Genomic DNA, 24565 nt, shown 5'->3' on the forward strand with positions numbered 1-24565 from the left:
CTTTCAATAGAGCCTCGTTCGGCCGCGCAAAAAAGGCGTCCCGAAGTAACCTTCGGGACGCCTTTCGGATCACAGACAGGAAGAGGACTCACAGACCCTGGGCGATCATGGCCTGAGAGATTTTCTTGAAGGCGGCGATGTCATTGCCGGCGATCAGGTCATAACCCAGGCCGTACTCCTCGGCCGCTGCGGCGGAGGCGTCGTAGATGTCGCCCATGATCTTCTTCAGGCGCTCATCCACCTCCCGGCGGGTCCAGCTGTAACGCAGGCTGTTCTGGACCATTTCCAGGGCGGAGACCACCACGCCGCCGGTGCCGGAGGCCTTGGAGCCGGCGGTCAGGACCCGGGGGCTGAGGCGCAGCAGGTTCAGGGCGTCGGAGGTGGCGGGCATGTTGGAGCCCTCCACGTAGTAGCGGACGTTGTTGGCCACGATGCGGACCGCGTCCTCCACGTCCAGCTCGTTCTGGGTGGCGCAGGGGATCACGATGTCCACGGGAACTTCCCAGGGCTTCTTGCCGGCGTAGAACTCCACGCCGAAGCGGTCGGCGTAGGCCTCCACCTTATCCGCGCCGCTGGCGCGCATCTGGAGCATGAAGTCGAACTTCTCCTGAGTGGTGACGCCGTCGGGATCGTAGACGTAGCCGTCGGGACCGGAGAGGGTGACCACCTTGCCGCCCAGCTCCGCGCTCTTGCGGCACACGCCCCAGGACATATTGCCAAAGCCCGAGACCGCCAGGCGCTTGCCCTCCATGGTCTCGCCCTGGTGCTCCAGCATCCGGGCGGTGAAGTACACGGTGCCGAAGCCTGCGGCCTCCTGGCGGATCTTGCTGCCGCCGTAGGTGAGGCCCTTGCCGGTCAGGGCGCTGCTCTCGGACCGGCCGGTCAGGCGCTTGTACTCGCCGAAGAGGTAGCCGATCTCCCGGGCGCCCACGCCGATGTCGCCGGCGGGGATGTCGGTGTCGGCGCCGATGTGGCGGTACAGGGCGGTCATGAAGCTCTGGCAGAAGCGCATGATCTCCCGGTTGCTCTTGCCCCGGGGATCGAAGTCCGCGCCGCCGGCGGCGCCGCCGATGGGCAGGCCGGTCAGGGCGTTCTTGTAGGTCTGCTCAAAGCCCAGGAACTTTACGACGGAGGGGTTCACGGAGGGGTGGAACCGCAGACCGCCCTTGTATGGGCCGATGGCGCTGTTGAACTGGACACGGTAGCCGTGGCAGGTATGGGCAAAGCCCTTGTCGTCCACCCAGGGCACGGTGAAGGACAGCATCCGGTCCGGCTCCACCATGCGGGTCAGCAGGTCCAGCCGCTCATAGACGTCGCTGTCCTGCAGGGCCGGGGTAATCATCTCCAGCCACGTCAGGACGGACTGGAGATACTCCGGCTGATCGGCGTACCGCTGCCGCAGGGCAGCGGACACGCTGGAAACATAGTCGCTCATACCGGTCCCTCCTCACACCAGGCCGTAGGCCAGCATGGAGTCGGCCACCTTCAGGAAACCGGCGATGTTGGCGCCGGCCACCAGGTCGCCGGGTCTGCCGTACTGGGCGGCGGCGTTGGAGGCGTTGTGGTAGAGGTTGGTCATGATCTCCTTGAGGTGCTCATCCACCTCCTCGAAGGTCCAGTAGAAGCGCATGGAGTTCTGGCTCATCTCCAGGGCGGAGGTGGCCACGCCGCCGGCGTTGGCCGCCTTGGCGGGGGCGAAGAGCAGGCCCGCGGCCTGGATGGCCTCCACGGCCTCGGGGGTGCTGGGCATGTTGGCGCCCTCGGCCACGGCAAAGCAGCCGTTCTTGATGAGGGCCTTGGCGGAGTCCAGGTTCAGCTCGTTCTGAGTGGCGCAGGGCAGGGCGATGTCGCAGGGGATCTGCCAGATGCCGGAGCAGCCCTCGTGGTACTCGGCCTCGGGGTGGGTGTTGACATACTCCCGGATGCGCTTGCGCTCCACTTCCTTGAGCTGCTTGATCAGGGGCAGGTCGATGCCGTTCTTGTCGTAGATGTAGCCGTTGGAGTCGGACATGGCCACCACCTTGGCGCCGAAGGACGTGGCCTTCTCGCAGGCGTAGATGGCCACGTTGCCGGAGCCGGAGATTACCACGGTGGCGCCGTCGAAGCTGCGGCCGGCGGCCTTGAGCATATTGTCGGTGAAGTAGCACAGGCCGTAGCCGGTGGCCTCGGTGCGGGCCAGGCTCCCGCCGTAGCTGAGTCCTTTGCCGGTGAGGACGCCGGTGAACTCGTTGCGCAGGCGCTTGTACTGGCCGAAGAGGTAGCCGATCTCCCGGGCGCCCACGCCGATGTCGCCGGCGGGCACGTCGGTGTCGGGGCCGATGTACTTGAACAGCTCCGTCATGAAGCTCTGGCAAAAGCGCATGACCTCGGCGTCGGACTTGCCCTTGGGGTCGAAGTCACTGCCGCCCTTGCCGCCGCCGATGGGCAGGCCGGTCAGGGAGTTCTTGAAGATCTGCTCAAAGCCCAGGAACTTGATGATGCCCTCGTAGACGGAGGGATGGAACCGCAGACCGCCCTTGTAAGGGCCGATGGCGCTGTTGAACTGGACGCGGAAGCCGCGGTTGACGTGGACGTTGCCCTGATCATCCTCCCAGGGCACACGGAACTTGATGATGCGCTCAGGCTCCACCAGGCAGTCCATGACGCCCTCTTTGATATACTCGGGGCGGGCTTCCACCACGGGGACCAGGGAGGTCAGGACCTCCCGGACTGCCTGGTGGAACTCAGGCTCGGCCGGATTCCGCTGAATGACCCGATCCATCAGGTCGTTCAGATACGCGTTCTGAATACTCATGCTTCTTCCCTCCAAACAATTCTGCCCGGCGGCAAATTCTTTGCCACCGCAGCGCTTTAACGGAGAAAATCGTACCACAAAAAACGTCCTCCCGTCAACGACTTTTGTCTGCTGGCAGCACATCTTTGGCGATTTTTTGCAACTTTGGCCCGGCCGAGCGGGGAGATTCTGTGATATCCGATGGAAGCATTTCAGAGGTGGATCTTTCTGAAGGCAAGGAAAGCGCTTTCCAAAAAGAGGAATAAAAGATCCCGCCCCCCGGTTATCGGGGGGCGGGAAAAAACTGTGTATGGGGGATGGACGGCAGCGGCTGTCCGCGTCAGGAAGGTTATTCCAGGCCGTTGAGCTTCTTGAACAGGTCCTCGGCGTCGGCACCGGCTACCAGGGCGTCGGTGTCGGCGTCACTGGCGGCGATGGCCACGATGCGGCCCAGGATCTCCAGGTGCTCGTCGCCCTTGGAGGCGATGCCCACCACCAGTTTCACGGTGTCGCCGTTCCAGGAGATGCCCTCGGGATAGGTCATGACCACCATGCCGCTGCGCTTGATGAGAGGCTTGACGTCATTGGTGCCGTGGGGGATGGCCACGTGGTTGCCGATGGCCACGGAGAAGCTGGCCTCCCGGTCCAGCATGCCCTGGATGTACGCCTCTTCCACATAGCCGCTCTCCACCATCAGCTCGCCGCAGCGGCGGATGGCCTCCTCAGGCGTGACGGGCTTGCAGTTCAGCAGGATGTTCTTCCGCTCCAGCAGCTCGCTGCCGGTCTCGGCGGCCTCTGCGGCGGGGGCGGGCTCCGCGGCGGGTGCGGCCTTGGGGGCCTCGGCGCCGGCGGCCAGGCGGGCCACCAGGGTGTCATACTCCGGTGCGCCCATGAAGTTCTGGATGGGAATGATCTCAGCGCTGGGGTTGCTGGAGGCGGCCCGGGCGGCCAGCTCGTGGTGGGTCACGACGATCTGGCAGTCCCCGGGGATCTCGGAGACGGGGGAGTGGATGACCTCGATGCCGGTGACGCCGGCATCCTTCAGCTTATTGCGCAGCATGGTGGCGCCCATGGCGGAGGAGCCCATGCCGGCGTCGCAGGCAAAGACGATCTTCCGCACGTCGGAGGCGGAGACCTTGGTGCCGCCGGCGGCGGGGATGGCCTGGCCCTTGGAGGCGGCCTTGCTGGCAGCCACCTGCTGCTGAGCGGCCTCCAGGTCGCCGTCCTTGCCGAACATCTTCAGCAGGATCACCGCCAGTACAAAGCTGACCACGGCGGCCACGGTGATGCCGGCGATGTTGGCGAAGTAGGAGCCCTTGGGCGTCATCAGCATCTCGGCGATGATGCTGCCGGGGGAGGCAGCTGCCTTCAGACCGCCGCCCAGGACGGACAGGGTCAGGATGCCGCAGATGTTGCCCACCATGGGGGCGATGATCAGGATGGGGTTCATGAGGACGTAGGGGAAGTAGATCTCGTGGATGCCGCCCACGAACTGGATCAGGGCGGCGCCGGCGGCGGAGGAGCGGGCGTTGCCCTTACCGGCCACGCAGTAGGCCAGCAGCAGGCCCAGGCCGGGGCCGGGGTTGGACTCGATCATGAACAGGATGGACTTGCCGGCCTCCATGGCCTGCTCCGTGCCGATGGGGGTGAACACACCGTGGTTGATGGCGTTGTTCAGGAACAGGACCTTGGCGGGCTCCACCAGGATGGCGGTCAGGGGCAGCAGGCCGTGGTCCACCAGGGCCTCCACACCGGCGCCCAGGGCGTTGGTCAGGAAGGTGCAGGCGGGGCCGATCAGGAACATGCACACGATGGACAGGGCGCCGCCCAGGATGCCGACGGAGAAGTTGTTGATGAGCATTTCAAAGCCGGCGGGGATGTGGTTTTCCATGGCCTTGTCGAACCACTTGATCAGCAATCCGCCCAGAGGACCGGCGATCATGGCGCCGATGAACATGGTGATGTCGGCGCCCACGATGACGCCCAGGGTGGCGATGGCACCGGCCACGGCGCCCCGCTGGCCGCCCACCATCTTACCGCCGGTGTAACCGATCAGCAGAGGCAGCAGGTAGTTGAGCATGGGGCTGACCATGGTGGCGATGGCCTCGTTGGGGAACCAGCCGTCGGCGATAAACAGAGCGGCGATGAAGCCCCAGGCGATGAAGGCGCCGATGTTGGGCATGACCATGCCGCTGAGGAACCGCCCAAACTTTTGTACTCGTTCTTTCATGGCGGAGTCTCCTTTCTCATTTCACACACAGATTTTATAAAATGGGATTCGCGCAGGACAGCGCTCCGGGGTCATTTCTCCGGAGCGGAGATCTTCTTTAAGTAACCCTCCACGCCGGAGGCGGTGGACAGGCCCAGGGCCTCCTGGGCGATGCGTTTGACCTCGTCCTCCCGCCAGCGGTGGATGCTGGCCCGGGTGGCCAGCACGGAGGAGGTGCTGACGGAGAACTCATCCAGCCCCCAGGCCATCAGCAGGGGGATGAGTCCCGGGTCCGCGGCGGCCTCGCCGCACATGCCCACGGGGATGCCCGCCTCCTTGGCGGCGGTGATGACGCTGCGGATGGACCGCAGCACCGCCGGCTGGAAGGGAGTGTACAAAGATGCCACCTGGGCGTTGCCCCGGTCCACGGCCATGGTGTACTGGGTCAGGTCGTTGGTGCCGATGGAGAAGAAATCGCTTTCCCGGGCCAGCAGGTCCGCGGTCAGGGCGGCGGCTGGGGTCTCGATCATGACGCCCAGGGCGATGTCCTTGTCATAGGGCAGCCCGGCCTCGGACAGCTCCTGCTTGCACTGCTCCAGCAGCTCCCGCGCGGCGCGGACCTCGTCCACGGAGGTGACCAGAGGCAGCATGATCTTGATGTTGTGCTCCTCGGCGCCAGCCCGCAGCAGCGCCCGCAGCTGGACCTTGTACAGGTCCGGCCGGTCCAGGCAGTAGCGGATGGCCCGGTGGCCCAGGAAGGGGTTCTCCTCTTTTTCCATGCCCAGGTACTCGATGGCCTTGTCGCCGCCCACGTCCAGGGTGCGGATGATGACCTCTTTCCCGGCCATGGTCTGGGACACGGCCCGGTAGGCCTCATACTGCACCATCTCGTCGGGGAGGCTGGTGCGGTCCATGAACAAAAACTCCGTCCGGAACAGGCCGATGCCCTCGGCGCCGGACTGCGCGGCCACCTCCGCCTCGGCGGCGGAGCCGATGTTGGCAAAGAGCTGGTAGCGCTTGCCGTCGGCGTCCACAGTGGGGCGGTTCTGATAGACCTTCAAAGAGGCGATCCGGGCCTGATAGTCCTTCTGCCGGGTCAGATATTCGCTGCGGGTGCGCTCATCGGGGTTGAGGATGGCGATGCCCTCGCCGCCGTCCACAATGAGGCCGTCCCCATCCTGGACCACCTCCAGCACCTTGGTCACGCTGAGGACCGCGGGCACCTGGAGCGCCCGGGCCAAAATGGCGGAGTGGCTGGTTTTGCCGCCGGTGGCGGTGATGATGGCCGCAACATTCTCCTTCTGAAGCCCCACGGTCATGGAGGGGGTCAGCTCCCGGGTCACCAGTACGGTGCCGGCGGGCAGGTTGGAAAGATCCACGCTGGCAGCTCCCAGCAGGATGCCCAGCAGGCGGCTGCGGATGTCCTTGACGTCCGTGGCCCGCTGGCGCATCATCTCGTCCTCCACAGCGGCGAACATGTCGGCGTACATGGTGCACACGTTGTCCACCGCCGCCTCGGCGCAGGAGCCGCCGTCAATGGCGTCCTGCATCTGGGAACGCATGAAGGGATCCGCCAGCATGGCGATCTGCCCGGTGAGGATCTCGGATTCCTTGTCTCCCACCTGCTGACGGATATGCTCCGCCATGGCGGAGGTGCGCTGCTCAAATTCCTCGATGGCCGCCTGGAGGCGGGCCTTTTCCGATTCCTTGCCGGAGTATGCCACGTCCGAGTAGTCCAGATTTTCTTCCCGTACACACACCGCCCGGCCAAGGCCGATACCGTCCGAGGCGGCGATTCCCCGCAGGATCATCTTGCGTCCCTCCTTATTACAATGATTGTCCGTGCCAAGACAGCTTACAGATCGCCCAGGCCCGCTTCCACCAGGGCCACGGCGGCCTTCAGGGCTTCGGCCTCCTGCTCGCCCTCGCAGCGGATCTCCAGCTCGCTGCCCTGCTTGATGCAGGCGGCCATCAGGTGCATGATGCTCTTGGCGTTGACGTTCTTACCGCCGAACACGATGGTCACGTCGCTGTTGTACTTGGCCATCTCTGCCACGAACACCTGAGCGGGACGCATGTGCATGCCCTGGGGATTGATGACCTTCACCTTTGCAGATACCATGATGATACTTCCTCTCTTTTCCTTGTTTTTGGATGTTTATTGATTGGCGCGGCAATGCCGCGCCTGGGATCACGATCCGTTTGCGGATACCCCGGCGCAGGCGCGGGAAAGAGGCGGTCAGACCTCAATGACCGCCGTATAGTCCCGGAAGGCCGGGTCGCTGAGATGGTTGGTAACGATGCGGGCGGTGTTCAGCGGCGCCACGGCCACCGCCGCCACCTGGCCGAACTTGCTGGAGTCCGCCAGCACATAGACCTGCTGGGACCGGGAGGCCGCCAGGGTCTTGACTGCGGCCACCTCCGGGTCGGCGGCGGTATAACCCTGCTTGACGGTGATGCCGTCGATACCCAGAAAGCCCTTGGTAAAGTTGTAGCGCCCCAGGGAGGCCAGGGCCTCGGCTCCCACCAGGTTCACGGCGCCGGGGTTCAAGGTGCCGCCCAGGACCCGGGTCTGGAGATTGTACCAGGTGAGCCGGCAGGCTGCCTCGATGCTGTTGGTCATGAACAGCGCCCTGGAGTTTTGAAGGTATTCCACCATCTGCATCACCGTGCTGCCTGCGTCCAGATAGACGACATCGTCGTTGGTGATGAGACTGGCGGCGTACCGGGCGATCCGGTCCTTTTCCGCCAGATGCAGACGGCTGGACTCCGGCATTTTCCCAAAGACCTCCTCGGTCTCGGCCAGAGTGGCGCCGCCCCGGACCTTGCTGAGCTTACCCAAATTGGCCAGAGTGTTGAGATCCCGGCGGATGGTGGCCTCCGACGCGCCGGTCAGTTGACACAGGTAGGAGACACTGACCGTCCGCAGCGCAGACAGCTCATGCAGAATGATATCGGCCCGCTGTTCCGCCAGCATGAATTTTACCCTCCTTTATGACGAAAATCCATTGACATCTTCTGGATTTTAAGGTATCATAAAAATCAGTCAAAATCAATCATTTTCAATCAAATTAAGCATATAAAAAGTGTGGCTTGTTTTTGTGAATAATCACGAAACTAGCCAGTAAAATACGATTGAGACCTGATTTTTTCCTCTGAGCGGGCAGATTTTTCCTGGTGAACCATTTGTGCGCGGCACAATCAAAATACTTTATTTGAGAATGGAGTGCTTTCAGATGAAACAGGCAATTCAAATCGGCGCGGGCAACATCGGACGGGGCTTCATGGGCGCGCTGCTGGAGCAGGCCGGCTGGCACGTGACCTTCGCCGACGTGGTGGAGTCCATCATTTCGGAGATCAATACCAAGAAGTGCTACACCGTCCATGTGCAGGACCGGGAATGCGCGGAGATCGTCATTCGGAACATTGACGGCGTCCTCTCCAACAGCCCGGAGTTTCTGGACCGCATCGCTCAGTGCGACCTGATCACCACCGCCGTGGGCCCCCGGGTGCTGCCTATCATCGCCAAGACCATCGCCGCCGGCCTCCAGGCCCGTAGAGCTGCCGGCAATACCAGCCCCATGAACATCATCTGCTGCGAGAACGGCCTGCGGACCACCACCCGGCTGAAGAACGAGGTGGTCACCCATCTGGGCCAGGAGGATCTGGACTTCATCGAACAGTACGTGGGCTTTGCCGACTGCGCCGTGGACCGCATTTGCCCCAAGCCCTCCTTTGAAAGCCCCATCGACGCCGCCGTGGAGAGCTACTCCGAGTGGGACGTGGAGCGCTCTGCCTGGAAGGGCGAGCTGGCGGATGTCCCGGGCCTGACCTATGTGGACGATCTGCTGGCCTACCTGGAGCGCAAGCTCTTCACCCTCAACAGCGGCCACGCCATCTGCGCGTACCTCGGCAGCCTCAAGGGCTACACCACCATTCGCGACAGCATCAACGACCCCGCCATCGGCGACATCGTCTACAAGGCCATCTGGGAGAGCGGCGAGGGATTGATCCGGGAGTTCCACTTCGACGCCGATGCCCACCATGCCTATATCGACCGGATCTTCCGCCGCTATCAGAACCCCTATCTGGAGGACGAGACCATCCGGGTGGGCCGGGAGCCCATCCGCAAGCTGGATCCCGCCGACCGGCTCATCAAGCCCCTGATGACCGCCTACTCCTATGGCCTGCCGGTGGATCACCTGATTTTCGGCGCCGCCGCGGCCCTGCGCTATGACTGCGCCGACGATGCCCAGAGCGTGGAGGTGCAGAAGAAGATCCGGGAGGAGGGCGTGGAGGCGGCTCTGACGGCCTACACCGGCATCCAGCCGGATCACCCCCTCTTCACCCGCATCCTGGACGTGTACCGGGCCCTGGCCGTGGCCGCCAAGGCGTGATATGGGCGTCCGATACAACGAATCAAGAAAAAAGGCTCCGCCGCGCGGCGGAGCCTTTTTTGTCGTTCCGACAGAGGAAGAGCCGTTTTTCTTAAAACAGGAACTTTTTTCCTGCGCTCCGTTCATCCTGTGTTGACGGTAAAACCGCCGGCGTGCTATGATGGAACAAAGATGGAACGGTCCGGGACCTCCGGCATGACCGGAGGCGGTTGAACCATATTTTAGGGAGGAAACGTACATGCTGACTGTAAAAACCTTTCAAATGGAGAACTTTCTGCCTGCTGATTATGCCCAGAAACTGCTGCCCCGTCTGAATGACGCCCAGCAGAAGCTGCAGCAGGGCACCGGCAAGGGCAATGATTTCATCGGCTGGGTCCATTTGCCCCGGGACTACGACAAGGAGGAGTTCGCCCGCATTAAGGCCGCTGCCGCCAAGATCCAGAGCAACTCCAAGGCCCTGGTGGTCATCGGCATCGGCGGGTCCTATCTGGGCGCCCGGGGCGTGGTGGAGTGCCTGCGCTCTCCCAACTACAACCTGAAGAAGAAGGACACCCCCAACATCTACTTCCTGGGCAACGGCCTCAGCGCCGACTCCATGCAGGAGGTCATCGAGCTGCTGGGGGACGACGACTTCTCCGTCAACGTCATCTCCAAATCCGGCACCACCACGGAGCCCGCCGTGGCCTTCCGGTTCTTCCGCAAGCTGCTGGAGGACAAGTACGGCCGCGAGGGCGCCCGGGAGCGGATCTTCGCCACCACCGACAAAGCCCGGGGCGCCCTGAAGTCCCTGGCCGACGCCGAGGGGTGGGAGACCTTCGTGGTGCCTGACAATGTGGGCGGACGGTACAGCGTCCTGACCGCCGTGGGACTGCTGCCCATCGCCGTCACCGGCATCGACATCGACGAGCTCATGGGCGGCGCCGCCGACATGATGAAGGCCTGCGACAGCGCCGACTCTCTGGACTGCCCGGCCTGGCTGTACGCCGCCACCCGTTACGCTCTGTACGAGGCCGGCTATCCGGTGGAGATTTTGGGCTGCTACGACCCCGCCTTCCGCTTCATGACCGAGTGGTGGAAGCAGCTCTACGGCGAGAGCGAGGGCAAGGACCACAAGGGCCTGTTCCCCGCCAGCGTGGAGTTCACAGCTGACCTCCACTCCATGGGCCAGTACATCCAGGACGGCCGCCGCATCCTCTTTGAGACCATGGTCCGCCTGGGCGCGTCCGACGCCCTGCTGGAGGTGCCCTTCGAGGAGAGCAACGGCGACGGTCTGAACTTCCTGGCCGGCAAGTCCATGGACTTCATCCGGGAGCGGGCCATGGACGGTACCCTCCTGGCCCACACCGAGGGCGGCGTGCCCAACATGATCGTGGAGACCGCCGGCAAGTCCGCCCGGGATCTGGGCCAGCTGATCTATTTCTTTGAGTACGCCTGCGGCCTCTCCGGCTACCTGCTGGACGTGAACCCCTTCGACCAGCCCGGTGTGGAGGCCTATAAGAAGAATATGTTCGCCCTGCTGGGTAAGCCGGGCTACGAGGACCGCCGGGCGGAGCTGGAGAGCAAGCTGGCCAAGGCGTAAGCACGCCGCTCCGGCGCGGCTGATGGGGGATTGCCATGATTCGACTGATCGCCTGTGATATTGACGGGACGCTGCTGCAAGCGGGGCAGGAGACCCTGCCCCCGGCCATCCATCCCCTGATCCGGCAGCTGGAGGAGCGGGGCGTGGCCTTCTGTGTGGCCAGCGGCCGCCAGTTTTCCAACCTCCATGCGCTGTTCGGCCCCTCTGCCGGACGGATCTATTACGTCTGTGAAAACGGAGCCCTGGTGTTTGGAAAGGGCGCGCCGGACCGGCCGCTGAAAAAGATCGTCCTCACCCGGGAGCTGATCAGGGCGCTGGCTGCGGATATTCAGGACCGGCCGGAGTGTGAGATCCTGTTTTCCGGCTTGAATACCAGCTACCTGCTGCTGAGGGATCCGGCCTCTCTGGAGAAAATACGGCCGTATCTTGGCAGCCGGATTATATCCGTGGAGAGCGCCGGGCAGATCGAGGACGAGATCGTTCAGATCTCCGCGTTCTGCCAGCCGGATACGCAGGCGCCCTATGCGGCGCTTTCCGCCCGCTGGGCGGAGCGGGTCAACGTGACCGTGGCCGGGGAACACTGGATCGACTTTTCGACCGCCTCCAAGGGAGCCGGAGTGGAGCTGCTGTGCGGGGAGCTGGGCATCACGCCCCGACAGGTCATGGCCTTCGGGGACAACTTCAACGACGTATCCATGCTGGATCTGGTGGGGTGCCCCGTCATTATGGAGAATGCGCCGGAGGCTCTGCGGACCCGTTACGGTGTCCAATGCCGGGATGTAGTGGAGAGCCTCCGTACCGCCCTGGCAGCGGGGAAGCTGTAAGGGAATGAAACAAAGCGCCTCCGGGAGCTTCTTGCTCCCGGAGGCGCTGCTTATTTGCAGGATGCGCCCCGCAAGACCCGGGGTGCCCTTTTATTACCGCCGCAGCTTGCGGCAATACTGGGTGCAGAGCTTGTCGGTGCACTCGCAGCACTGCAGCGCCGCGTTGGAATATTCCCAGAACCGCTCCGGGTACATCATCACGCACAGCTCCCACACCAGCCACGCCGCCGCGGCCATGAGAACCAGCGAGCGGGCGTAGAAGCCGCGCATAAAGATCAGAGGGGAGAACATCATCAGGTGATCCCAGTTGAAGATCCGGCAGGTGGTGCAGCAGCGGTTTTTCATGATCAGCCGGAAGGGGCACCAGATCAGCACGCAGATCAGGTCGCAGACGTAAAACAGCACGGAGATCATGAACAGGCCGATCTGATCGATCACCCCGAGGCTGTACAGGACCCCAATGGCGGCGATCAGCACACACCAGAGGAGAAATACCTTGTAGGCGGCCTTGGTGGTGGATACGATATAGCTGCGCAGAGCTCTGTAATTGATTTTTTCCCGAATGGGCCGAAAGTGGTTGGCAAAGAGTTTCTGGGAACCGATGGGAACCTTGTTTCTGACGGGGACGATCTGGAGAAACATATCCCCCACCCATATGATCCACAGAAGATGCAGGGGAGAGAGGGTTTTGAAGAAGTTCAGCCCGTCCAGCACCGTGAAAGCGTCCCGTCGGTATGCCCACAGCAGGAGGCACAGGACAAGGACCAGACAGCGGCCTGCCAGCCTGGCAAAATAGATTTTTCTGGTAGCGGACATTGGATCCCTCTTTCTCCGTCGCGGAAGTGAGAGCCGGTCAGAGAGAACGGCTGTATGTTACAGTATACTGTATTTTCGAAAGAATGTAAATGCGCGCAGACGAGGCCGATATACAGAAAAGCTGCTGCAAAGCGGATGCCGGTGTCGTTTTGTGAAAAAAGCGTCGGAGCAAGCATTTTTGCTTGCTCCGACGTGGCGGAGATGGAGAGATTCGAACTCTCGCGCGCTGTTACACGCCTACCGCATTTCGAGTGCGGACCCTTCAACCACTTGGGTACATCTCCAGAATAGGTCCGGGCCGTGATTCGTATTATGCCATATTTTCCGTCCCGATGCAAGTGTCTGGCGGAAAATCCGCGGGACGGTGGGTTGACAAGGAGCGGAGACGCATAGCATGATAGGGAAAAGGAGGCGCTTTTCATGGGCCGTGTACCGGTGCTTTTTGCGTATGGGCAGCGTGCGCGCTATCAGAACTATACGGCGGCGATCATGGCAGCCGGAGGGCTGCTGCGCTTTTCCGAGGAGACCTCGGAGGCGGCGGACTGCGACGGATTGCTGCTGCCTGGAGGCGGAGATCTGGAGCCCTGGCGCTACGGCCAGGAGAATTTTGCTTGCCGGGACCTGGAGCCGGAGCGGGACGATGCGGAACTGGCACTGCTGGAGCGGTTCACGGTGTGCGGGAAGCCGGTGCTGGGGATCTGCCGGGGGCTCCAGACCATCAACGTCTTTTTCGGCGGCACCCTGGTACAGGACCTCCCGGGACACAGTGCCGTATCCCGGGACCGGCTCCACGCCGTGGCCGCCGCGCCCAGGACCTTTGGCTCCCTCTGGGGAACGCGGCCGGTGGTTAACAGTGCCCACCACCAGGCGGCGGACCGGCTGGGCACGGGGCTCCAGGCGGTTCAGTGGGCGCCGGACGGCACCGTGGAGGCCTTTTGCCACGAGACGCTGCCGGTCTGGGCGGTCCAGTGGCACCCGGAGCGGCTGACGGGGCCGATGGCCATTGCGGGCGCAGCCGACGGCGGGCGGCTGCTGGAGGCCTTCCTGGAACACTGCCGCTGAGAAGCACGAAAAAAACCGTACTTTGGTATTGACAGGAAGGAAGGTTCATGATATCATATCTAAGCTGACGATTTCCACGGAGGGCAGACGCAGGTGTAGCACAATGGTCAGGGCACCAGCCTTCCAAGCTGGGGATGCGAGTTCGATTCTCGTCACCTGCTCCAATCAAATTCGCGCCAGTAGCTCAGCTGGATAGAGCAACTGCCTTCTAAGCAGTGGGCCAGGGGTTCGAGTCCCTTCTGGCGTACCAAGCCCCCTGCGGGGGCTGCCGTCGGCAAAATATGTGGTGGGTGTAGCTCAGTTGGTTAGAGCACCGGATTGTGGTTCCGGGTGTCGTGGGTTCGAGTCCCATCTCCCACCCCAGACAAACAGGGGATCGGGGTTGCCCCGGTCCCCTGTTTTCCTTCCACATTGGGGCGTCGCCAAGTGGTAAGGCAAGGGACTTTGACTCCCTCATCCGCTGGTTCGAGTCCAGCCGTCCCAGCCATTTTTCCTGCCGCCCCGGCGGCGAGAGCATGTTTGACCCGGTAGCTCAGTCGGCAGAGCAACTGCCTTTTAAGCAGTGGGTCCGGGGTTCGAATCCCCGCCGGGTCACCACGCGGCCGCAAAGTTCGCTTTGCGGCCGCGCTTTTTTTGTATGACTGACCGCCGCAGCTCCGGCGGCGAAAGGAGGACCCATGTACGACGAATTGACGGAAGTGGATATCCGGAAGATGAAAGAGGAGATCGACTATCGCACTCGCGTCCTGCGGCCGCAGCTGATCGAGGAGGTCCAGACTGCCCGGGCTTTCGGTGACCTCAGCGAGAACTTTGAGTACCGCTGCGCTAAGCAGGCCAAAAACCGCAACGACAGCCGCATCCGCTATCTGGAGCGGATGATCCGTACCGCCAAGGTCATTGCACCGGAGTCGAAGGACGATGCCGTAAACCTGTTTGACAAGGTCACCATCTACAACGAGATGACCAAGGGGGAGATGACCCTGCGCATCGTCACCACATTGCGCCAGGATGCCCTGAAAGGCCTCATCAGCAAGGAGTCCCCTGTGGGCAGGGCCCTGCTTGGCCGCCGGGTGGGGGACCGGGTCACCGTGGAGGTGAGCCCGGCCATGAAATACCAGGTGGAGGTCCGTGCCATCGAAAAGGGCTCCGACGACGCCTCCCTGGATATCAGTGCGTATTAAAATAAAGGAGGAACCGCCATGCTGTTCATCTGCTATCCCAAGTGCTCCACCTGCCAGAAGGCCCGGACCTGGCTGGACGAGAAGGGCATCACCTACGATTTCCGGGACATCAAGCTGGAAAACCCCACCGCCGAAGAACTGACCCGCTGGTGGAAACTGAGCGGTCTGCCCCTGAAGAAGTTCTTCAACACCAGCGGCCTCCAGTACAAGGCCCTGGGCCTGAAGGACAAGCTCCCCGTCATGAGTGAGGACGAGCAGATCGCCCTGCTGGCCACCGACGGTATGCTGGTCAAGCGGCCGCTGCTGGTGGGGGAGGACTTTGTGCTGACCGGCTTCCGCCCCAAGGAGTGGGAGGAGCGGCTGCTGTGATCGTCCGCTACGACTTCGCCCCCCTGGACGGCATCACCAAGGTGGTGTTCCGCCGGGTCCACCATCGGATGTTCGGCGGGCCGGACCGGTACTTCATCCCCTTTTTCTCCCCCACGGACCAGCACATCCTGACCCAGCGGGACCGGCGGGAGCTGGAGAGGGCCAACAACGGCGATCTTCCTCTGGTGCCCCAGGTGATGACCCGCCGGGCGGAGGACTTCCTCTGGGCGGCGGAGGTGGCGGAGGACCTGGGCTATGATGAGGTGAATCTGAACCTGGGATGCCCCTCCGGCACTGTCACTGCCAAGGGCAAGGGCTCCGGGTTCTTGGCCCACCCCGAGGACCTGGACCGGTTTTTCGACCAGGTGTTCGCCTCTGTGAAGCTGCCGGTGTCCGTCAAGACCCGGCTGGGCTACGAGACCCCGGAGGAGTTTGCCCGTCTGCTGGAGATCTACAACCGCTATCCCATCGCCTGCCTCACCGTCCACCCCCGGGTGCGCAAGGAGAAGTACCGGGGCCCCATCCACTTCGACCAGTTCCGCCTGGCAGCGGAAGGGAGCCGCAGCCCCGTGTGCTACAACGGGGACCTGCTGACCGTGGAGGACTGCGCCGCCTTTGAACGGGACTACCCGTCGGTGGAGGCGGTGATGATCGGCCGGGGCGGCGTGGCGGACCCGGCTCTGTTCCGAAAGCTCCGGGGCGGCGCCCCTGCCGCCCGGCAGGAGCTGGAGGCCTTCACGGCGGAGCTGTACCGGCAGTACCGGGAGTTTTACGGCCAGCCCCAGCCGGCTGCCCAGCGGATGAAGGAGGTCTGGTTCTACCTGATCCACCTCTTTGAAAACGGCGACAAGCTGGACAAGAAGCTGCGCCGGTCCCGGGGCCCGGCGGCCTACGAGGCCATCGAGGCGGAGATCTTCCAGACCCTGTCCCTGCGGACCTTTGCCACCGGCCCGCTGATTTGAAAAAAGGAGAGAATTTCCATGGAAACTACCGTGACCTTCCGCAGCGCGGAGCGGGCGGACGTGCCGCTGATCTTACAGTTCATCCGGGCCCTGGCCGACTATGAGCACATGGCGGACCAGGTGGTGGCTGACGAGGCCACGTTGGAGGAGTGGCTCTTTGACCGGCAGAAGGCGGAGGTGCTCTTCGCCGTGCTGGAGGGGAGAGAGGTGGGCTTTGCCCTGTTCTTCCACAACTTCTCCACCTTCCAGGGCCGGGCGGGCCTCTATCTGGAGGACCTGTTCGTCCTGCCGGAGGTCCGGGGCCGGGGCGTGGGAAAGGCCATTTTGCAGCGTCTGGCGGCCCTGGCCGTGGAGCGGGGCTGCGGGCGGCTGGAGTGGTGGTGCCTGGACTGGAACGAGCCCAGCATCGCCTTTTACCGCTCCCTGGGGGCGGAGCCCATGAGCGACTGGACGGTGTACCGCATCGCCGGGCAGACCCTGCGGGACCTGGCGGAAAAGGAATAAGCGCCAATGAAAAAGCCTTCCCGTTCGGGAAGGCTTTTTTGCGTGCCATATGACAGGCGATATGGACCGCCCGCTATTCCAAGGCCTCCAGGGAGCGCCCGTAGGGGCGGAGTCTATATTCGCCCGTCATCTCTTCAGGCTTCCGCTGGGGAAGGGGGCTGCACGGCCCTCCGGCAGCGCGCCCGTGTCCTGTCCTTACTCCTCCTCGAAGCAGAACAGCTCCTCCACCGTGGTGTGAAACACCTTGGCGATGTCCATGGCCAGCTTCAGCGAGGGGTTGTACCGGCCGTTTTCCAGGTTGCCGATGGTCTCCCGCCGGACGCCCACCAGGTTGGCCAGATCCTCCTGCTTCAGTCCGAACCGGGCCCGATACTCCTTCAGCCGCGTCCTCAGCATGGGTGGTCCTCCGGCCCCGCGAAGCGGCGCTCCCGGTGATTCAGATACATCAGCGTAAAGACGAAGGTGCAGATGGTGATGATAAGGGTCCAGTTGGCAAAGCCCGCGAACAGCAGGGCTTGCTTCCACTGGACGGCCGGCACCAGGTAGACGCCGTTTTCCTCCACCGGGATCCCCAGCCGGTAGTGCATCCCCCGGGCGTAAATGCCAAGAAGCGTCACGCAGGTCAGGGTCAGGTTTACTGCCAGAGTCCTGGCCGCGGCCTTGTGCACATTGGCCCAAAACAGCTCGTCGGGGATTTTGGCCCGATAGGTGAAGAAAAAGAAGAACAGGAAAAAGACCAGCATGGTCACCGCACCGGAGAGGATGCCGAGGATCCCCAGGAACCCGAGCCAGCCCAGATGGGACAGGGGATTGCGCCGCTGTTTCATAGAGGCCTCCTTTTCCACGAGTGTGAACTAATTCGCTCTTTACGATAAAAATATATCACATAAAGGACAGACTGTCAATGGGCGCGCGAAAAGAGAGGGCCGGGGAATGTTCCCCGGCCCTTAGGCTGTCAAAAAGTGGGAAGTCTCATGCAACGGGAAGGAAGATAGTTACGAAAGAAACCCAGGAGGGGTGTCTTTCGTTTTCGATCATAAGTTTTTTGACCCTTTTTAAAGGATCAAAAAACTTGCTCTGCATGTCGAAAAGGCCTTTTCGACATGCAGATGGCCGGGGAAACATCCCCGGCCCTCTGCCCGTATTCAGAATTTCAGCAGGTTCAGCCCGATCTCGGGGCTGAAGGCCCGGTCCACGGTGCCGGGGATCTCCCGGACGATCATCTCGCAGGTGGCGCTGATCACGGCCCGGTTCAGATGCCCGCCGAATACCCGGCCCTGGTCGTCTCCGGCGCTCATGTGCAGGTGGGTGTAAAACTCGCCGTTCATGGTGTCGATGGTGCCGGTGAGGGACACGATCTCAAAGGCCCCCTGGAAGTGGTTGGCGTGGTACTCCTTCTTCACCGTGTCGAACACGCCCACGGTGATGTCGTTCACCGCGCCCAGGGCCTGGACCGAGGCCAGCTGGATATGCTCCGCCAGGGCCAGGGCCTTCACCTGCTCCAGGATTTCCTCGCCCTTGTCCATGCGGACCACGTAAGTATCGCCGAATTTGCGGTATTCCATGTACTGATTCTCCTTTGCGGCGGCACCGCCTGATTTTTTACCAGCATAGCACATCTGCCGCCGGGGCGCAAGGGCTCAGGAGAGGGTCAGGTCGCCCTCCCGGATCCAGCCGATCCGCCGGAAGAACAGCCCGAACAGCCAGCACAGCACGGCGGGCAGGACAAAGGAGATGAGGAGCAGCCCTGCCCAGTCAAAGGCCGTCGGGACAATGGCCGCGGCGCCGTTGGCCAGGGCCTTTTCACTGGGGGCCACCCAGCCGGTCCACACGCCCAGCTGACCGCAGAACCCGCAGGTGCCCATGCCGGAGTTGATGGGGGCGCCGTTCATCTCCAGCTTGAACAGACAAGTGGCGATGGGGCCGGTGATGGCGGAGGTCAGAATGGCGGGCAGCCAGATCCGGGGGTTCTTCACGATGTTGGGCATTTGCAGCATGGAGGTGCCGATGCCCTGGCTTACCAGGCCGCCCCAGCGGTTTTCCCGGAAACTCAGAACGGCGAAGCCCACCATGTTGGCGCAGCAGCCCGCCACGGCGGCGCCGCCGGCCAGGCCCGTCAGGCCCAGCACGGAGCAGATGGCGGCGGAGGAGATGGGCAGAGTCAGAGCGATGCCCACCAGCACCGACACCAGAATTCCCATCCAGAAGGGCTGGAGCAGGGTGGTCCTCATGATAAGCTGGCCGAAGGCGTCCGCCGCGCCGCCGATGGGCGGGGCGATGACCCAGGCGGCGCCGATCCCGACGAGGATGGTGACGATAGGGGTCACCAAAATATCGACCTTGGTCTCCTTGCTGACGGCCTTTCCGAACTCCGCGGCGATGATGGCTACAAACAGCACTGCCAGCGGGCCTCCCGCGCCGCCCAGGGCATTGCAGGCATAGCCCACCGTCACCAGGGAAAACAGCACCATGGGCGGCGCCTGGAGGGCGTAGCCGATGGCCACCGCCATGGCAGAGCCGCTCATGAAGGAGCACAGCCCGCCGATGGTATAGGGTACGTCATTGATGGTGATGACCTGGGCGGTGAGAAAGGGGATGCCGAACTGGGTGCCCAGGGTGTTGAGGATCGTGCCGATCAGCAGGGAGCAAAAGAGGCCCTGGGCCATGGCGCCCAGAGCGTCGATGCCGTACCGCTTGGCAGAAATGACGATGTTTTTCCGTTTCAGGAAGGCCTTGAACTGTTCCATGGGAGACACCTGTTTCTTTCGTAAGTTTGAGAAGATATGACAATACGGTAGACAGGTGTCTTGACACCTGTCTACCGTATCATACACGGATTGTGTGTGTCTGTCAAGGCGCTTTTTCAGCAGTCCAGGACCTCCCGGAAATCGGCGCAGAGATTGGGACGGCGGATATCCAGCACCAGCGGCAGCTCCCCCTTGGAAAAGCGATCGCCCAGGGCTTCCATGCCGTATTTCAGCTTGTATTCGATCTCCTCCCGGTAGGCGGGGATGGCCAGCAGCAGGTTCACCTGCTTCCCGTCCTCTACCGGCACCGCCTCCAGATCCTGTCCCAGCTGGTCCAGAACGACGCCGCCGAAGGGAACCTCCTCATACAGGGGCGTGTAGTCCGGGCCGTTGGGGATGGTGTGTCCCCAGCCCAGCCAGGTGTGGTACTCATGGGGGAAGCGGGCCAGGAATTTCAGCATCTGGATGGGCCAGTAGGAGGATGCGGGCATATCATTCGAGAGGGTAAGTTCCTTTCCCAGATCCCAGCTGCCGGGAAGGAAAAGGTAGAGTTCGGCGTATCGCAGTTCCTCGTGGTCGGCGATCTCCTCCGGCAGGGTCATGGGCAGGTCGCTCATGCCGGAGGTAAAGAGGACATAGTGGTCTCCCTCTCCCCTGGGCCGCATGATGTTCACGTCGATGTGCACCAGATCGGAGAGGATCTCGTGAAAGACGAACGTCTCCCTCCCGGGAAAGAGCTTTTCAAAGTGGGCGCAGACCGCCTCGGCGTAAACGCCGTAGGCCTGGGGCGGTCGCCAGCCCTGGTCCTCCGGCGTTTCGTAGCGGTAGATGGAGGAACCGCCGGGGCTGACCGCCGGCTTCTTGCGAAATCTATCCAGAAATCCCATACAACCTCCTTGGGGATCTGAAATTACGCTTCCAATAAAACGTGCAGCTGCCGCAGGGCCGCCACTACCCGCTGCCAGGCGGCCTCATCGGGGCAGGAGAGGGTGTGGAGATGGATGCCCTCGGTCAGGGCGGAGAGGGGCCGGGCCTCGGATTGGGCGCAGCGGGAGAGAAACTGGGCCACATCGTAGCGGTTTGCCAGCTGCAACGGCCCCGTCAGCTGGCCGTAGACCGGATGCTCCACGATGACGTCCACCACGGTGCAGCCGTTGTCCACCATGGCGTTGAGCTCCGCCTCCATGCCGGCGGCGTCGTGCTGGCAGGCCACTTGCCGTACCAAGCCCGTAGCGGCGGGCAGGATCACATAGCCCCGGGGCGTGGCGGAAATTTCGGCCCCGGCGGCCCGCAGCAGGGCGATATCCCCCACGATGATCTGGCGGCTGACAGAAAACCGCTCTGCCAGCGCGGAGGCGCTGACCGGCCCGCCGGACCGTCGAAGAATGTCCCAAATGGCCTGACGGCGCTGCTGAGCGTGCATAAGGTCCCCTCCTTTGAAGCTGTCATGACAGCAGTATACCATTTCCCGCACCCATCTGTAAAGAAAAGAGACGGCCAATAGCCGTCTCTTTTCAGAGGGGAAGACAAGGGCGCTCTCAACCGCCCAGATATGCTTTCTTGATGGCCGGGGAAGCCAGCAGCTCCGCGCCGGTGCCGGTGGTGACTACCTTGCCGGTCTCCATAACGTAGCCGCGGTCCGCCACAGACAGGGCCGCCTGGGCATTCTGCTCCACCAGCAAAATGGTGGTGCCGGCACGGTGCAGGTTCCGGATGATCTCAAAGATCTGCTCCACCAGAATGGGAGCCAGGCCCATGGAGGGCTCATCCAGCATCAGCAGCTTGGGATGGCTCATCAGAGCACGGCCCATGGCCAGCATCTGCTGCTCACCGCCGGAGAGGGTACCGGCGATCTGCCGCCGCCGTTCCTTCAGCCGGGGGAACTGCTGGAACACCCGGTCCAGATCATCGGCCACATGTCCGCCGGGCTGGGTGTAGGCGCCCATCTCCAGGTTCTCCTGGGTGGTCATCTGCAAAAACACCCGCCGTCCCTCCGGCACCAGGGCCAGGCCCTTGGACACGATCTTGTGGGGCGGCACCCGGTTGAGGTTCTCGCCGAAAAAGGTGACGGAGCCGGTCTTGGAGTGCAGCAGGCCCGAGATGGTGTTCAGCGTGGTGGACTTGCCGGCGCCGTTGGCGCCGATCAGAGTGACGATCTCTCCCTGCGCCACCTCAAAGGAGACACCCTTGATGGCGTGGATGCTTCCGTAGTAGACGTTGATGTCGTCCACTTTCAAAATCGTCTCCATGCTCATGCCTCCTTCTGTTTGCCGAGGTACGCCTCGATGACCGCCGGGTTGGACTGGATATCCGCGGGGGAGCCCTTGGCGATGACGCGGCCGAAGTTCAGCACGCAGATGCCCTCGCAGATGTTCATGACCAGGTTCATGTCGTGCTCGATCAGCAGCACGGCGATGTGGAAGGTATCGCGGATCTTGCGGATATTGTCCATCAGCTCCGCCGTCTCCGAGGGATTCATGCCGGCGGCGGGCTCATCCAGCAGCAGCAGGCTGGGGTTGGTGGCCAGGGCCCGGACGATCTCCAGGCGGCGCTGGGCGCCGTAGGGCAGGCTGCCGGCCCGGGCGGAGGCCAGGTGCTGCATATCGAACAGGGACAGCAGCTCCATGGTCCGGTCCCGGACGATCTTCTCCTCCCGGCGGAAGGAGGGCAGCCGGAAGATGCCGCTCCACATGGTGTAGTGCATCTGGGTGTCCATGGCAACCTTCACGTTGTCCTCCACGGACAGGTTGGAGAACAGCCGGATGTTCTGGAAGGTCCGGGCGATACCGGCCCGGTTGACGTGGATGGTGTCCATGCCGTGGGTGTCCCGGCCGTCCAGGAGGATGGTGCCCTTGGTGGGCTGGTACACCTTGGTCAGCAGGTTGAACACGGTGGTCTTGCCGGCGCCGTTGGGGCCGATGAGGCCGGCGATCTCTGTGCGGCCGATGGTGAGGTTGAAGTCCTCCACGGCCTTGAGGCCGCCGAAGGTGATGCCCAGGTTGATGCACTCCAGAATGGGAGACTTGTCGGCATCCCGGTCCGGCACCATGGCGCCGGAGGGGACGGGAATCAGTTTGGAAAACATATCAGACAGCCTCCTTTCCGCGGCGGCGCAGCCCCAGCCGTCCCAGCATGGACCGCATGGTGGGATTGTTGGTGGCCAGCATCACCAGGATCAGCACGATGGCGTAGACCAGCATCCGGTAGTCGGAAAAGCTGCGCAGAGCCTCCGGCAGAATGGTCAGGGCTGCCGCAGCGATCAAAGAGCCCCAGATATTGCCCAGGCCGCCCAGCACCACGAACACCAGCACCAGAATGGAGGTGTTGAAATTGAACTTGGTGGCCTGAAGGGAGGAGAAGTTCAGACCGTACAGGGCGCCGGCGGCACCCGCCAGGGCGGCGGAGGTGACGAAGGCCATCATCTTGTACTTGGTCAGGTTCAATCCGATGCTCTCGGCGGCGATACTGTTGTCCCGCAGAGCCATGATGGCCCGGCCGGCCCGGCTGTGCTTGAGGTTCAGCACCACGGCCAGGGTCACCATCACCAGCAGGAAGCCGGCGGTGAAGGTGGCGATGGTGGCGGTGCCCACGGCGCCCTGGGCGCCCTTGATGATGGCCGTGCCGTTTTCGCTCAGGCCCAGGGAGTCCACGGACTTGTCACCGCTGAGGTTGAGGGCAATGTGAAGGCCGGTCTCGTCGTAGCCAACCAGCAGGCAGTTGACCAGCTCCTTGATGATCTCACCGAAGGCCAGGGTGACGATGGCCAGATAGTCGCCCCGCAGACGCAGCACCGGCATGCCCACCAGGGTGCCAACCACCGCCGCCAGGATGGCACCGATCACCATGGCCACGGCCAGGCGGACCGGCTCGGAGGGGATGGCGCTCTGGAGACTCATGGCGGCGATGACGCCGGAAAAGGCGCCCACGCTCATGAAGCCCGCGTGGCCCAGGCTCAGCTCACCCAGGATGCCCACAGTCAGGTTCAGGGACACCGCCATGGACATGTAGCAGCAGATGGGCACCAGCTGGCCTGTCAGAGACCGGCTCAGCAGCCCCTGGCGGCTGAGGATGGTCATGACGGCGAAGGCCAGGATCACGCCCAGATAAGTAAACAGATCCGTATAGGACCGCTTTTTAAAAATGGGTTTTGTCATCTCCGCCACCTCACACTTTCTCAGGCACATATTTGCCCAAAAGACCCGCCGGCTTCACCAGCAGCACCACGATCAGCACGGCAAAGACGATGGAGTTGGCCAGGTTCATGGAGATATACGCCTTGGCCAGGGCCTCGATAACGCCCAGCAGCAATCCGCCCAGGAAGGCGCCGGGGATGGAGCCGATGCCGCCGAACACGGCAGCGGTAAAGGCCTTGATGCCGGGCATGGAGCCGGTGGTGGGCATCAGGGTGCCGTAGGAGGAGCACAGCAGCACACCGGCGATAGCCGCCAGCGCGGAGCCGATGGCAAAGGTCATGGAGATGGTGGCGTTGACGTTGATGCCCATCAACTGCGCGGCGCTGCGGTCCTCGGAGCAGGCCCGCATGGCCTTGCCCATCTTGCTCTTGCTGGTGAAGGTGGTGAGGGCGGCCATGATGACCAGGCAGGTGACCACCGTCAAAATGGAGACATAGGGGATGGAGAGCTGTCCTCCCATCAGGGAAAGGGAGCCCGCCACCACGGGGGAGTAGACCTTGGGAGCGGCGGACCAGATCAGCTGGGCCGCGTTTTGCAGGAAGTAGCTCACGCCGATAGCGGTAATCAGCACGGCCAGGGAGGGAGCGGCACGCAGGGGCTTGTAAGCAAGACCCTCAATGACCACACCCAGCACCGTGCATACCACCATGGCCAGCAGCACGGATACGATGCTGGGGAGCCCCAAGTAGTTCATGGCGCAAAAGGAAATGTAGCCGCCCACCATGATGATATCACCGTGGGCGAAGTTCAGCATTTTCGCAATACCGTAAACCATGGTATAGCCCAGGGCGATGATGGCGTACACACTGCCCAGACTGATGCCGCTGATCAGGTAGGAGAGAAATTCCATCAGGAAGCACCTCTTTTTCTCTTGACTGTTCTATGGCAGAAATACGGACAGCAACGGCAGTGGCTGCCGCCCCTGTTTCCACCATAGAAATCACGCGGC

Annotated in this window: 25 protein-coding genes and 6 tRNA genes; 13 read left to right on the top strand and 18 right to left on the bottom strand. The window is 62.7% G+C overall.

What is annotated here, in order from left to right; translation table 11 throughout:
* Positions 1–88: 88 nt before the first annotated feature.
* From gdhA (KFE19_13965) to KFE19_13990, 6 genes are all read right to left on the bottom strand, one after another.
* Positions 89–1435 carry an NADP-specific glutamate dehydrogenase gene (gene gdhA, locus KFE19_13965; protein ID QUO37468.1) on the bottom strand — a complete coding sequence of 449 codons (1347 nt, stop codon included), beginning with the start codon at positions 1433–1435 and terminating at the stop codon, positions 89–91.
* Between the two features lie 12 nt (positions 1436–1447).
* Positions 1448–2794 carry an NADP-specific glutamate dehydrogenase gene (gene gdhA / locus KFE19_13970; GenBank protein ID QUO37469.1) on the bottom strand — a complete coding sequence of 449 codons (1347 nt, stop codon included), beginning with the start codon at positions 2792–2794 and terminating at the stop codon, positions 1448–1450.
* A gap of 328 nt (positions 2795–3122) precedes the next feature.
* On the bottom strand, positions 3123–5003 hold the full coding sequence (locus tag KFE19_13975; protein QUO37470.1) for a PTS mannitol transporter subunit IICBA: 1881 nt from the start codon (positions 5001–5003) through the stop codon (positions 3123–3125).
* Between the two features lie 71 nt (positions 5004–5074).
* Positions 5075–6793, bottom strand: coding sequence for a phosphoenolpyruvate--protein phosphotransferase (gene ptsP / locus KFE19_13980; GenBank protein QUO37471.1), 1719 nt, complete (start codon positions 6791–6793; stop codon positions 5075–5077).
* A gap of 44 nt (positions 6794–6837) precedes the next feature.
* On the bottom strand, positions 6838–7104 hold the full coding sequence (locus KFE19_13985) for an HPr family phosphocarrier protein (GenBank protein ID QUO37472.1): 267 nt from the start codon (positions 7102–7104) through the stop codon (positions 6838–6840).
* 117 nt (positions 7105–7221) lie between these two features.
* A complete protein-coding gene (locus KFE19_13990) occupies positions 7222–7959 on the bottom strand; it encodes a DeoR/GlpR transcriptional regulator (protein QUO37473.1) in 738 nt (245 codons plus the stop codon).
* Between the two features lie 259 nt (positions 7960–8218).
* On the opposite strand from KFE19_13990, the gene KFE19_13995 reads away from it, so the two are divergent.
* The 3 genes from KFE19_13995 (at position 8219) to KFE19_14005 (ending at position 11782) form a co-directional block, all read left to right on the top strand.
* Complete coding sequence (locus KFE19_13995) at positions 8219–9379, top strand: mannitol-1-phosphate 5-dehydrogenase (protein QUO37474.1); 1161 nt, start codon at positions 8219–8221, stop codon at positions 9377–9379.
* A 238-nt stretch (positions 9380–9617) separates the two neighbouring features.
* Entirely contained in the window at positions 9618–10958 is a 1341-nt protein-coding gene (locus KFE19_14000) for a glucose-6-phosphate isomerase (GenBank protein QUO37475.1), read from the top strand.
* Positions 10959–10993: 35 nt separating this feature from the next.
* A complete protein-coding gene (locus tag KFE19_14005) occupies positions 10994–11782 on the top strand; it encodes an HAD family phosphatase (protein ID QUO37476.1) in 789 nt (262 codons plus the stop codon).
* Positions 11783–11875: 93 nt separating this feature from the next.
* Here KFE19_14005 and KFE19_14010 read toward each other — a convergent pair whose 3' ends face one another.
* Positions 11876–12598 (bottom strand): hypothetical protein, encoded by a 723-nt coding sequence (locus tag KFE19_14010; protein QUO37477.1) that lies wholly within the window; start codon positions 12596–12598, stop codon positions 11876–11878.
* 193 nt (positions 12599–12791) lie between these two features.
* Positions 12792–12882: transfer RNA gene (locus KFE19_14015), tRNA-Ser, on the bottom strand.
* Between the two features lie 136 nt (positions 12883–13018).
* On the opposite strand from KFE19_14015, the gene KFE19_14020 reads away from it, so the two are divergent.
* The 10 genes from KFE19_14020 (at position 13019) to KFE19_14065 (ending at position 16676) form a co-directional block, all read left to right on the top strand.
* The gene (locus KFE19_14020; protein QUO37478.1) at positions 13019–13660 is read left to right on the top strand and encodes a gamma-glutamyl-gamma-aminobutyrate hydrolase family protein; all 642 of its coding nucleotides are present in this window, start codon (positions 13019–13021) and stop codon (positions 13658–13660) included.
* Positions 13661–13749: 89 nt separating this feature from the next.
* Positions 13750–13824, top strand: a tRNA-Gly gene (locus KFE19_14025).
* Positions 13825–13833: 9 nt separating this feature from the next.
* Positions 13834–13910: transfer RNA gene (locus tag KFE19_14030), tRNA-Arg, on the top strand.
* A 36-nt stretch (positions 13911–13946) separates the two neighbouring features.
* Positions 13947–14023, top strand: a tRNA-His gene (locus tag KFE19_14035).
* 49 nt (positions 14024–14072) lie between these two features.
* Positions 14073–14147: transfer RNA gene (locus KFE19_14040), tRNA-Gln, on the top strand.
* 34 nt (positions 14148–14181) lie between these two features.
* Positions 14182–14257 (top strand) — tRNA-Lys (locus KFE19_14045).
* A gap of 80 nt (positions 14258–14337) precedes the next feature.
* Positions 14338–14841 (top strand): GreA/GreB family elongation factor, encoded by a 504-nt coding sequence (locus tag KFE19_14050; GenBank protein ID QUO37479.1) that lies wholly within the window; start codon positions 14338–14340, stop codon positions 14839–14841.
* Between the two features lie 18 nt (positions 14842–14859).
* Positions 14860–15210 carry an arsenate reductase family protein gene (locus KFE19_14055; protein QUO37480.1) on the top strand — a complete coding sequence of 117 codons (351 nt, stop codon included), beginning with the start codon at positions 14860–14862 and terminating at the stop codon, positions 15208–15210.
* Positions 15207–16172, top strand: a complete 966-nt coding sequence (locus tag KFE19_14060; GenBank protein ID QUO37481.1) for a tRNA-dihydrouridine synthase family protein — start codon at positions 15207–15209, stop codon at positions 16170–16172. Before KFE19_14055 ends, KFE19_14060 begins: the two co-directional genes overlap by 4 nt.
* Before the next feature lie 18 nt (positions 16173–16190).
* On the top strand, positions 16191–16676 hold the full coding sequence (locus tag KFE19_14065) for a GNAT family N-acetyltransferase (GenBank protein QUO37482.1): 486 nt from the start codon (positions 16191–16193) through the stop codon (positions 16674–16676).
* A 195-nt stretch (positions 16677–16871) separates the two neighbouring features.
* Here the strand turns inward: KFE19_14065 and KFE19_14070 are convergent, their stop codons facing one another.
* The 10 genes from KFE19_14070 to KFE19_14115 form a co-directional block, all read right to left on the bottom strand.
* Complete coding sequence (locus KFE19_14070) at positions 16872–17072, bottom strand: helix-turn-helix transcriptional regulator (GenBank protein QUO37483.1); 201 nt, start codon at positions 17070–17072, stop codon at positions 16872–16874.
* Positions 17066–17503, bottom strand: a complete 438-nt coding sequence (locus KFE19_14075; GenBank protein QUO37484.1) for a DUF3796 domain-containing protein — start codon at positions 17501–17503, stop codon at positions 17066–17068. Before KFE19_14075 ends, KFE19_14070 begins: the two co-directional genes overlap by 7 nt.
* A gap of 318 nt (positions 17504–17821) precedes the next feature.
* Positions 17822–18241, bottom strand: a complete 420-nt coding sequence (locus tag KFE19_14080) for a DNA-binding protein (GenBank protein ID QUO37485.1) — start codon at positions 18239–18241, stop codon at positions 17822–17824.
* Positions 18242–18316: 75 nt separating this feature from the next.
* Positions 18317–19423: a PTS sugar transporter subunit IIC gene (locus KFE19_14085; GenBank protein QUO37486.1), complete on the bottom strand. Its 1107-nt coding sequence runs from the start codon at positions 19421–19423 to the stop codon at positions 18317–18319.
* Between the two features lie 116 nt (positions 19424–19539).
* Positions 19540–20310: a suppressor of fused domain protein gene (locus tag KFE19_14090; protein ID QUO37487.1), complete on the bottom strand. Its 771-nt coding sequence runs from the start codon at positions 20308–20310 to the stop codon at positions 19540–19542.
* A 23-nt stretch (positions 20311–20333) separates the two neighbouring features.
* On the bottom strand, positions 20334–20846 hold the full coding sequence (locus tag KFE19_14095) for a transcription repressor NadR (protein ID QUO37488.1): 513 nt from the start codon (positions 20844–20846) through the stop codon (positions 20334–20336).
* Between the two features lie 115 nt (positions 20847–20961).
* Positions 20962–21672, bottom strand: coding sequence for an ABC transporter ATP-binding protein (locus tag KFE19_14100; protein ID QUO37489.1), 711 nt, complete (start codon positions 21670–21672; stop codon positions 20962–20964).
* Between the two features lie 2 nt (positions 21673–21674).
* The gene (locus tag KFE19_14105; GenBank protein ID QUO37490.1) at positions 21675–22508 is read right to left on the bottom strand and encodes an ABC transporter ATP-binding protein; all 834 of its coding nucleotides are present in this window, start codon (positions 22506–22508) and stop codon (positions 21675–21677) included.
* Position 22509: 1 nt separating this feature from the next.
* Positions 22510–23577 carry a branched-chain amino acid ABC transporter permease gene (locus KFE19_14110; GenBank protein ID QUO37491.1) on the bottom strand — a complete coding sequence of 356 codons (1068 nt, stop codon included), beginning with the start codon at positions 23575–23577 and terminating at the stop codon, positions 22510–22512.
* A gap of 10 nt (positions 23578–23587) precedes the next feature.
* Positions 23588–24466, bottom strand: coding sequence for a branched-chain amino acid ABC transporter permease (locus tag KFE19_14115; protein ID QUO37492.1), 879 nt, complete (start codon positions 24464–24466; stop codon positions 23588–23590).
* Positions 24467–24565: the final 99 nt, after the last annotated feature.

This window comes from Dysosmobacter sp. Marseille-Q4140, from assembly GCA_018228705.1.
GTDB lineage: Bacteria > Bacillota > Clostridia > Oscillospirales > Oscillospiraceae > Oscillibacter.

What these genes read in the sequence shown, in the direction of transcription:
- KFE19_14115 (QUO37492.1), bottom strand. Translation starts at nt 24,466, where the DNA reads ATGGAATTTCTCTCCTACCTGATCAGCGGCATCAGTCTGGGCAGTGTG.
- KFE19_14110 (QUO37491.1), bottom strand. Translation starts at nt 23,577, where the DNA reads ATGACAAAACCCATTTTTAAAAAGCGGTCCTATACGGATCTGTTTACT.
- KFE19_13975 (QUO37470.1), bottom strand. Translation starts at nt 5,003, where the DNA reads ATGAAAGAACGAGTACAAAAGTTTGGGCGGTTCCTCAGCGGCATGGTC.
- KFE19_14065 (QUO37482.1), top strand. Translation starts at nt 16,191, where the DNA reads ATGGAAACTACCGTGACCTTCCGCAGCGCGGAGCGGGCGGACGTGCCG.
- KFE19_14080 (QUO37485.1), bottom strand. Translation starts at nt 18,241, where the DNA reads ATGGAATACCGCAAATTCGGCGATACTTACGTGGTCCGCATGGACAAG.
- KFE19_14105 (QUO37490.1), bottom strand. Translation starts at nt 22,508, where the DNA reads ATGTTTTCCAAACTGATTCCCGTCCCCTCCGGCGCCATGGTGCCGGAC.
- gdhA (QUO37468.1), bottom strand. Translation starts at nt 1,435, where the DNA reads ATGAGCGACTATGTTTCCAGCGTGTCCGCTGCCCTGCGGCAGCGGTAC.
- KFE19_13990 (QUO37473.1), bottom strand. Translation starts at nt 7,959, where the DNA reads ATGCTGGCGGAACAGCGGGCCGATATCATTCTGCATGAGCTGTCTGCG.
- KFE19_14005 (QUO37476.1), top strand. Translation starts at nt 10,994, where the DNA reads ATGATTCGACTGATCGCCTGTGATATTGACGGGACGCTGCTGCAAGCG.
- KFE19_14020 (QUO37478.1), top strand. Translation starts at nt 13,019, where the DNA reads ATGGGCCGTGTACCGGTGCTTTTTGCGTATGGGCAGCGTGCGCGCTAT.
- KFE19_14070 (QUO37483.1), bottom strand. Translation starts at nt 17,072, where the DNA reads ATGCTGAGGACGCGGCTGAAGGAGTATCGGGCCCGGTTCGGACTGAAG.
- KFE19_14010 (QUO37477.1), bottom strand. Translation starts at nt 12,598, where the DNA reads ATGTCCGCTACCAGAAAAATCTATTTTGCCAGGCTGGCAGGCCGCTGT.
- KFE19_14100 (QUO37489.1), bottom strand. Translation starts at nt 21,672, where the DNA reads ATGGAGACGATTTTGAAAGTGGACGACATCAACGTCTACTACGGAAGC.
- gdhA (QUO37469.1), bottom strand. Translation starts at nt 2,794, where the DNA reads ATGAGTATTCAGAACGCGTATCTGAACGACCTGATGGATCGGGTCATT.
- KFE19_14050 (QUO37479.1), top strand. Translation starts at nt 14,338, where the DNA reads ATGTACGACGAATTGACGGAAGTGGATATCCGGAAGATGAAAGAGGAG.
- ptsP (QUO37471.1), bottom strand. Translation starts at nt 6,793, where the DNA reads ATGATCCTGCGGGGAATCGCCGCCTCGGACGGTATCGGCCTTGGCCGG.
- KFE19_13985 (QUO37472.1), bottom strand. Translation starts at nt 7,104, where the DNA reads ATGGTATCTGCAAAGGTGAAGGTCATCAATCCCCAGGGCATGCACATG.
- KFE19_14055 (QUO37480.1), top strand. Translation starts at nt 14,860, where the DNA reads ATGCTGTTCATCTGCTATCCCAAGTGCTCCACCTGCCAGAAGGCCCGG.
- KFE19_14075 (QUO37484.1), bottom strand. Translation starts at nt 17,503, where the DNA reads ATGAAACAGCGGCGCAATCCCCTGTCCCATCTGGGCTGGCTCGGGTTC.
- KFE19_14085 (QUO37486.1), bottom strand. Translation starts at nt 19,423, where the DNA reads ATGGAACAGTTCAAGGCCTTCCTGAAACGGAAAAACATCGTCATTTCT.
- KFE19_13995 (QUO37474.1), top strand. Translation starts at nt 8,219, where the DNA reads ATGAAACAGGCAATTCAAATCGGCGCGGGCAACATCGGACGGGGCTTC.
- KFE19_14095 (QUO37488.1), bottom strand. Translation starts at nt 20,846, where the DNA reads ATGCACGCTCAGCAGCGCCGTCAGGCCATTTGGGACATTCTTCGACGG.
- KFE19_14000 (QUO37475.1), top strand. Translation starts at nt 9,618, where the DNA reads ATGCTGACTGTAAAAACCTTTCAAATGGAGAACTTTCTGCCTGCTGAT.
- KFE19_14090 (QUO37487.1), bottom strand. Translation starts at nt 20,310, where the DNA reads ATGGGATTTCTGGATAGATTTCGCAAGAAGCCGGCGGTCAGCCCCGGC.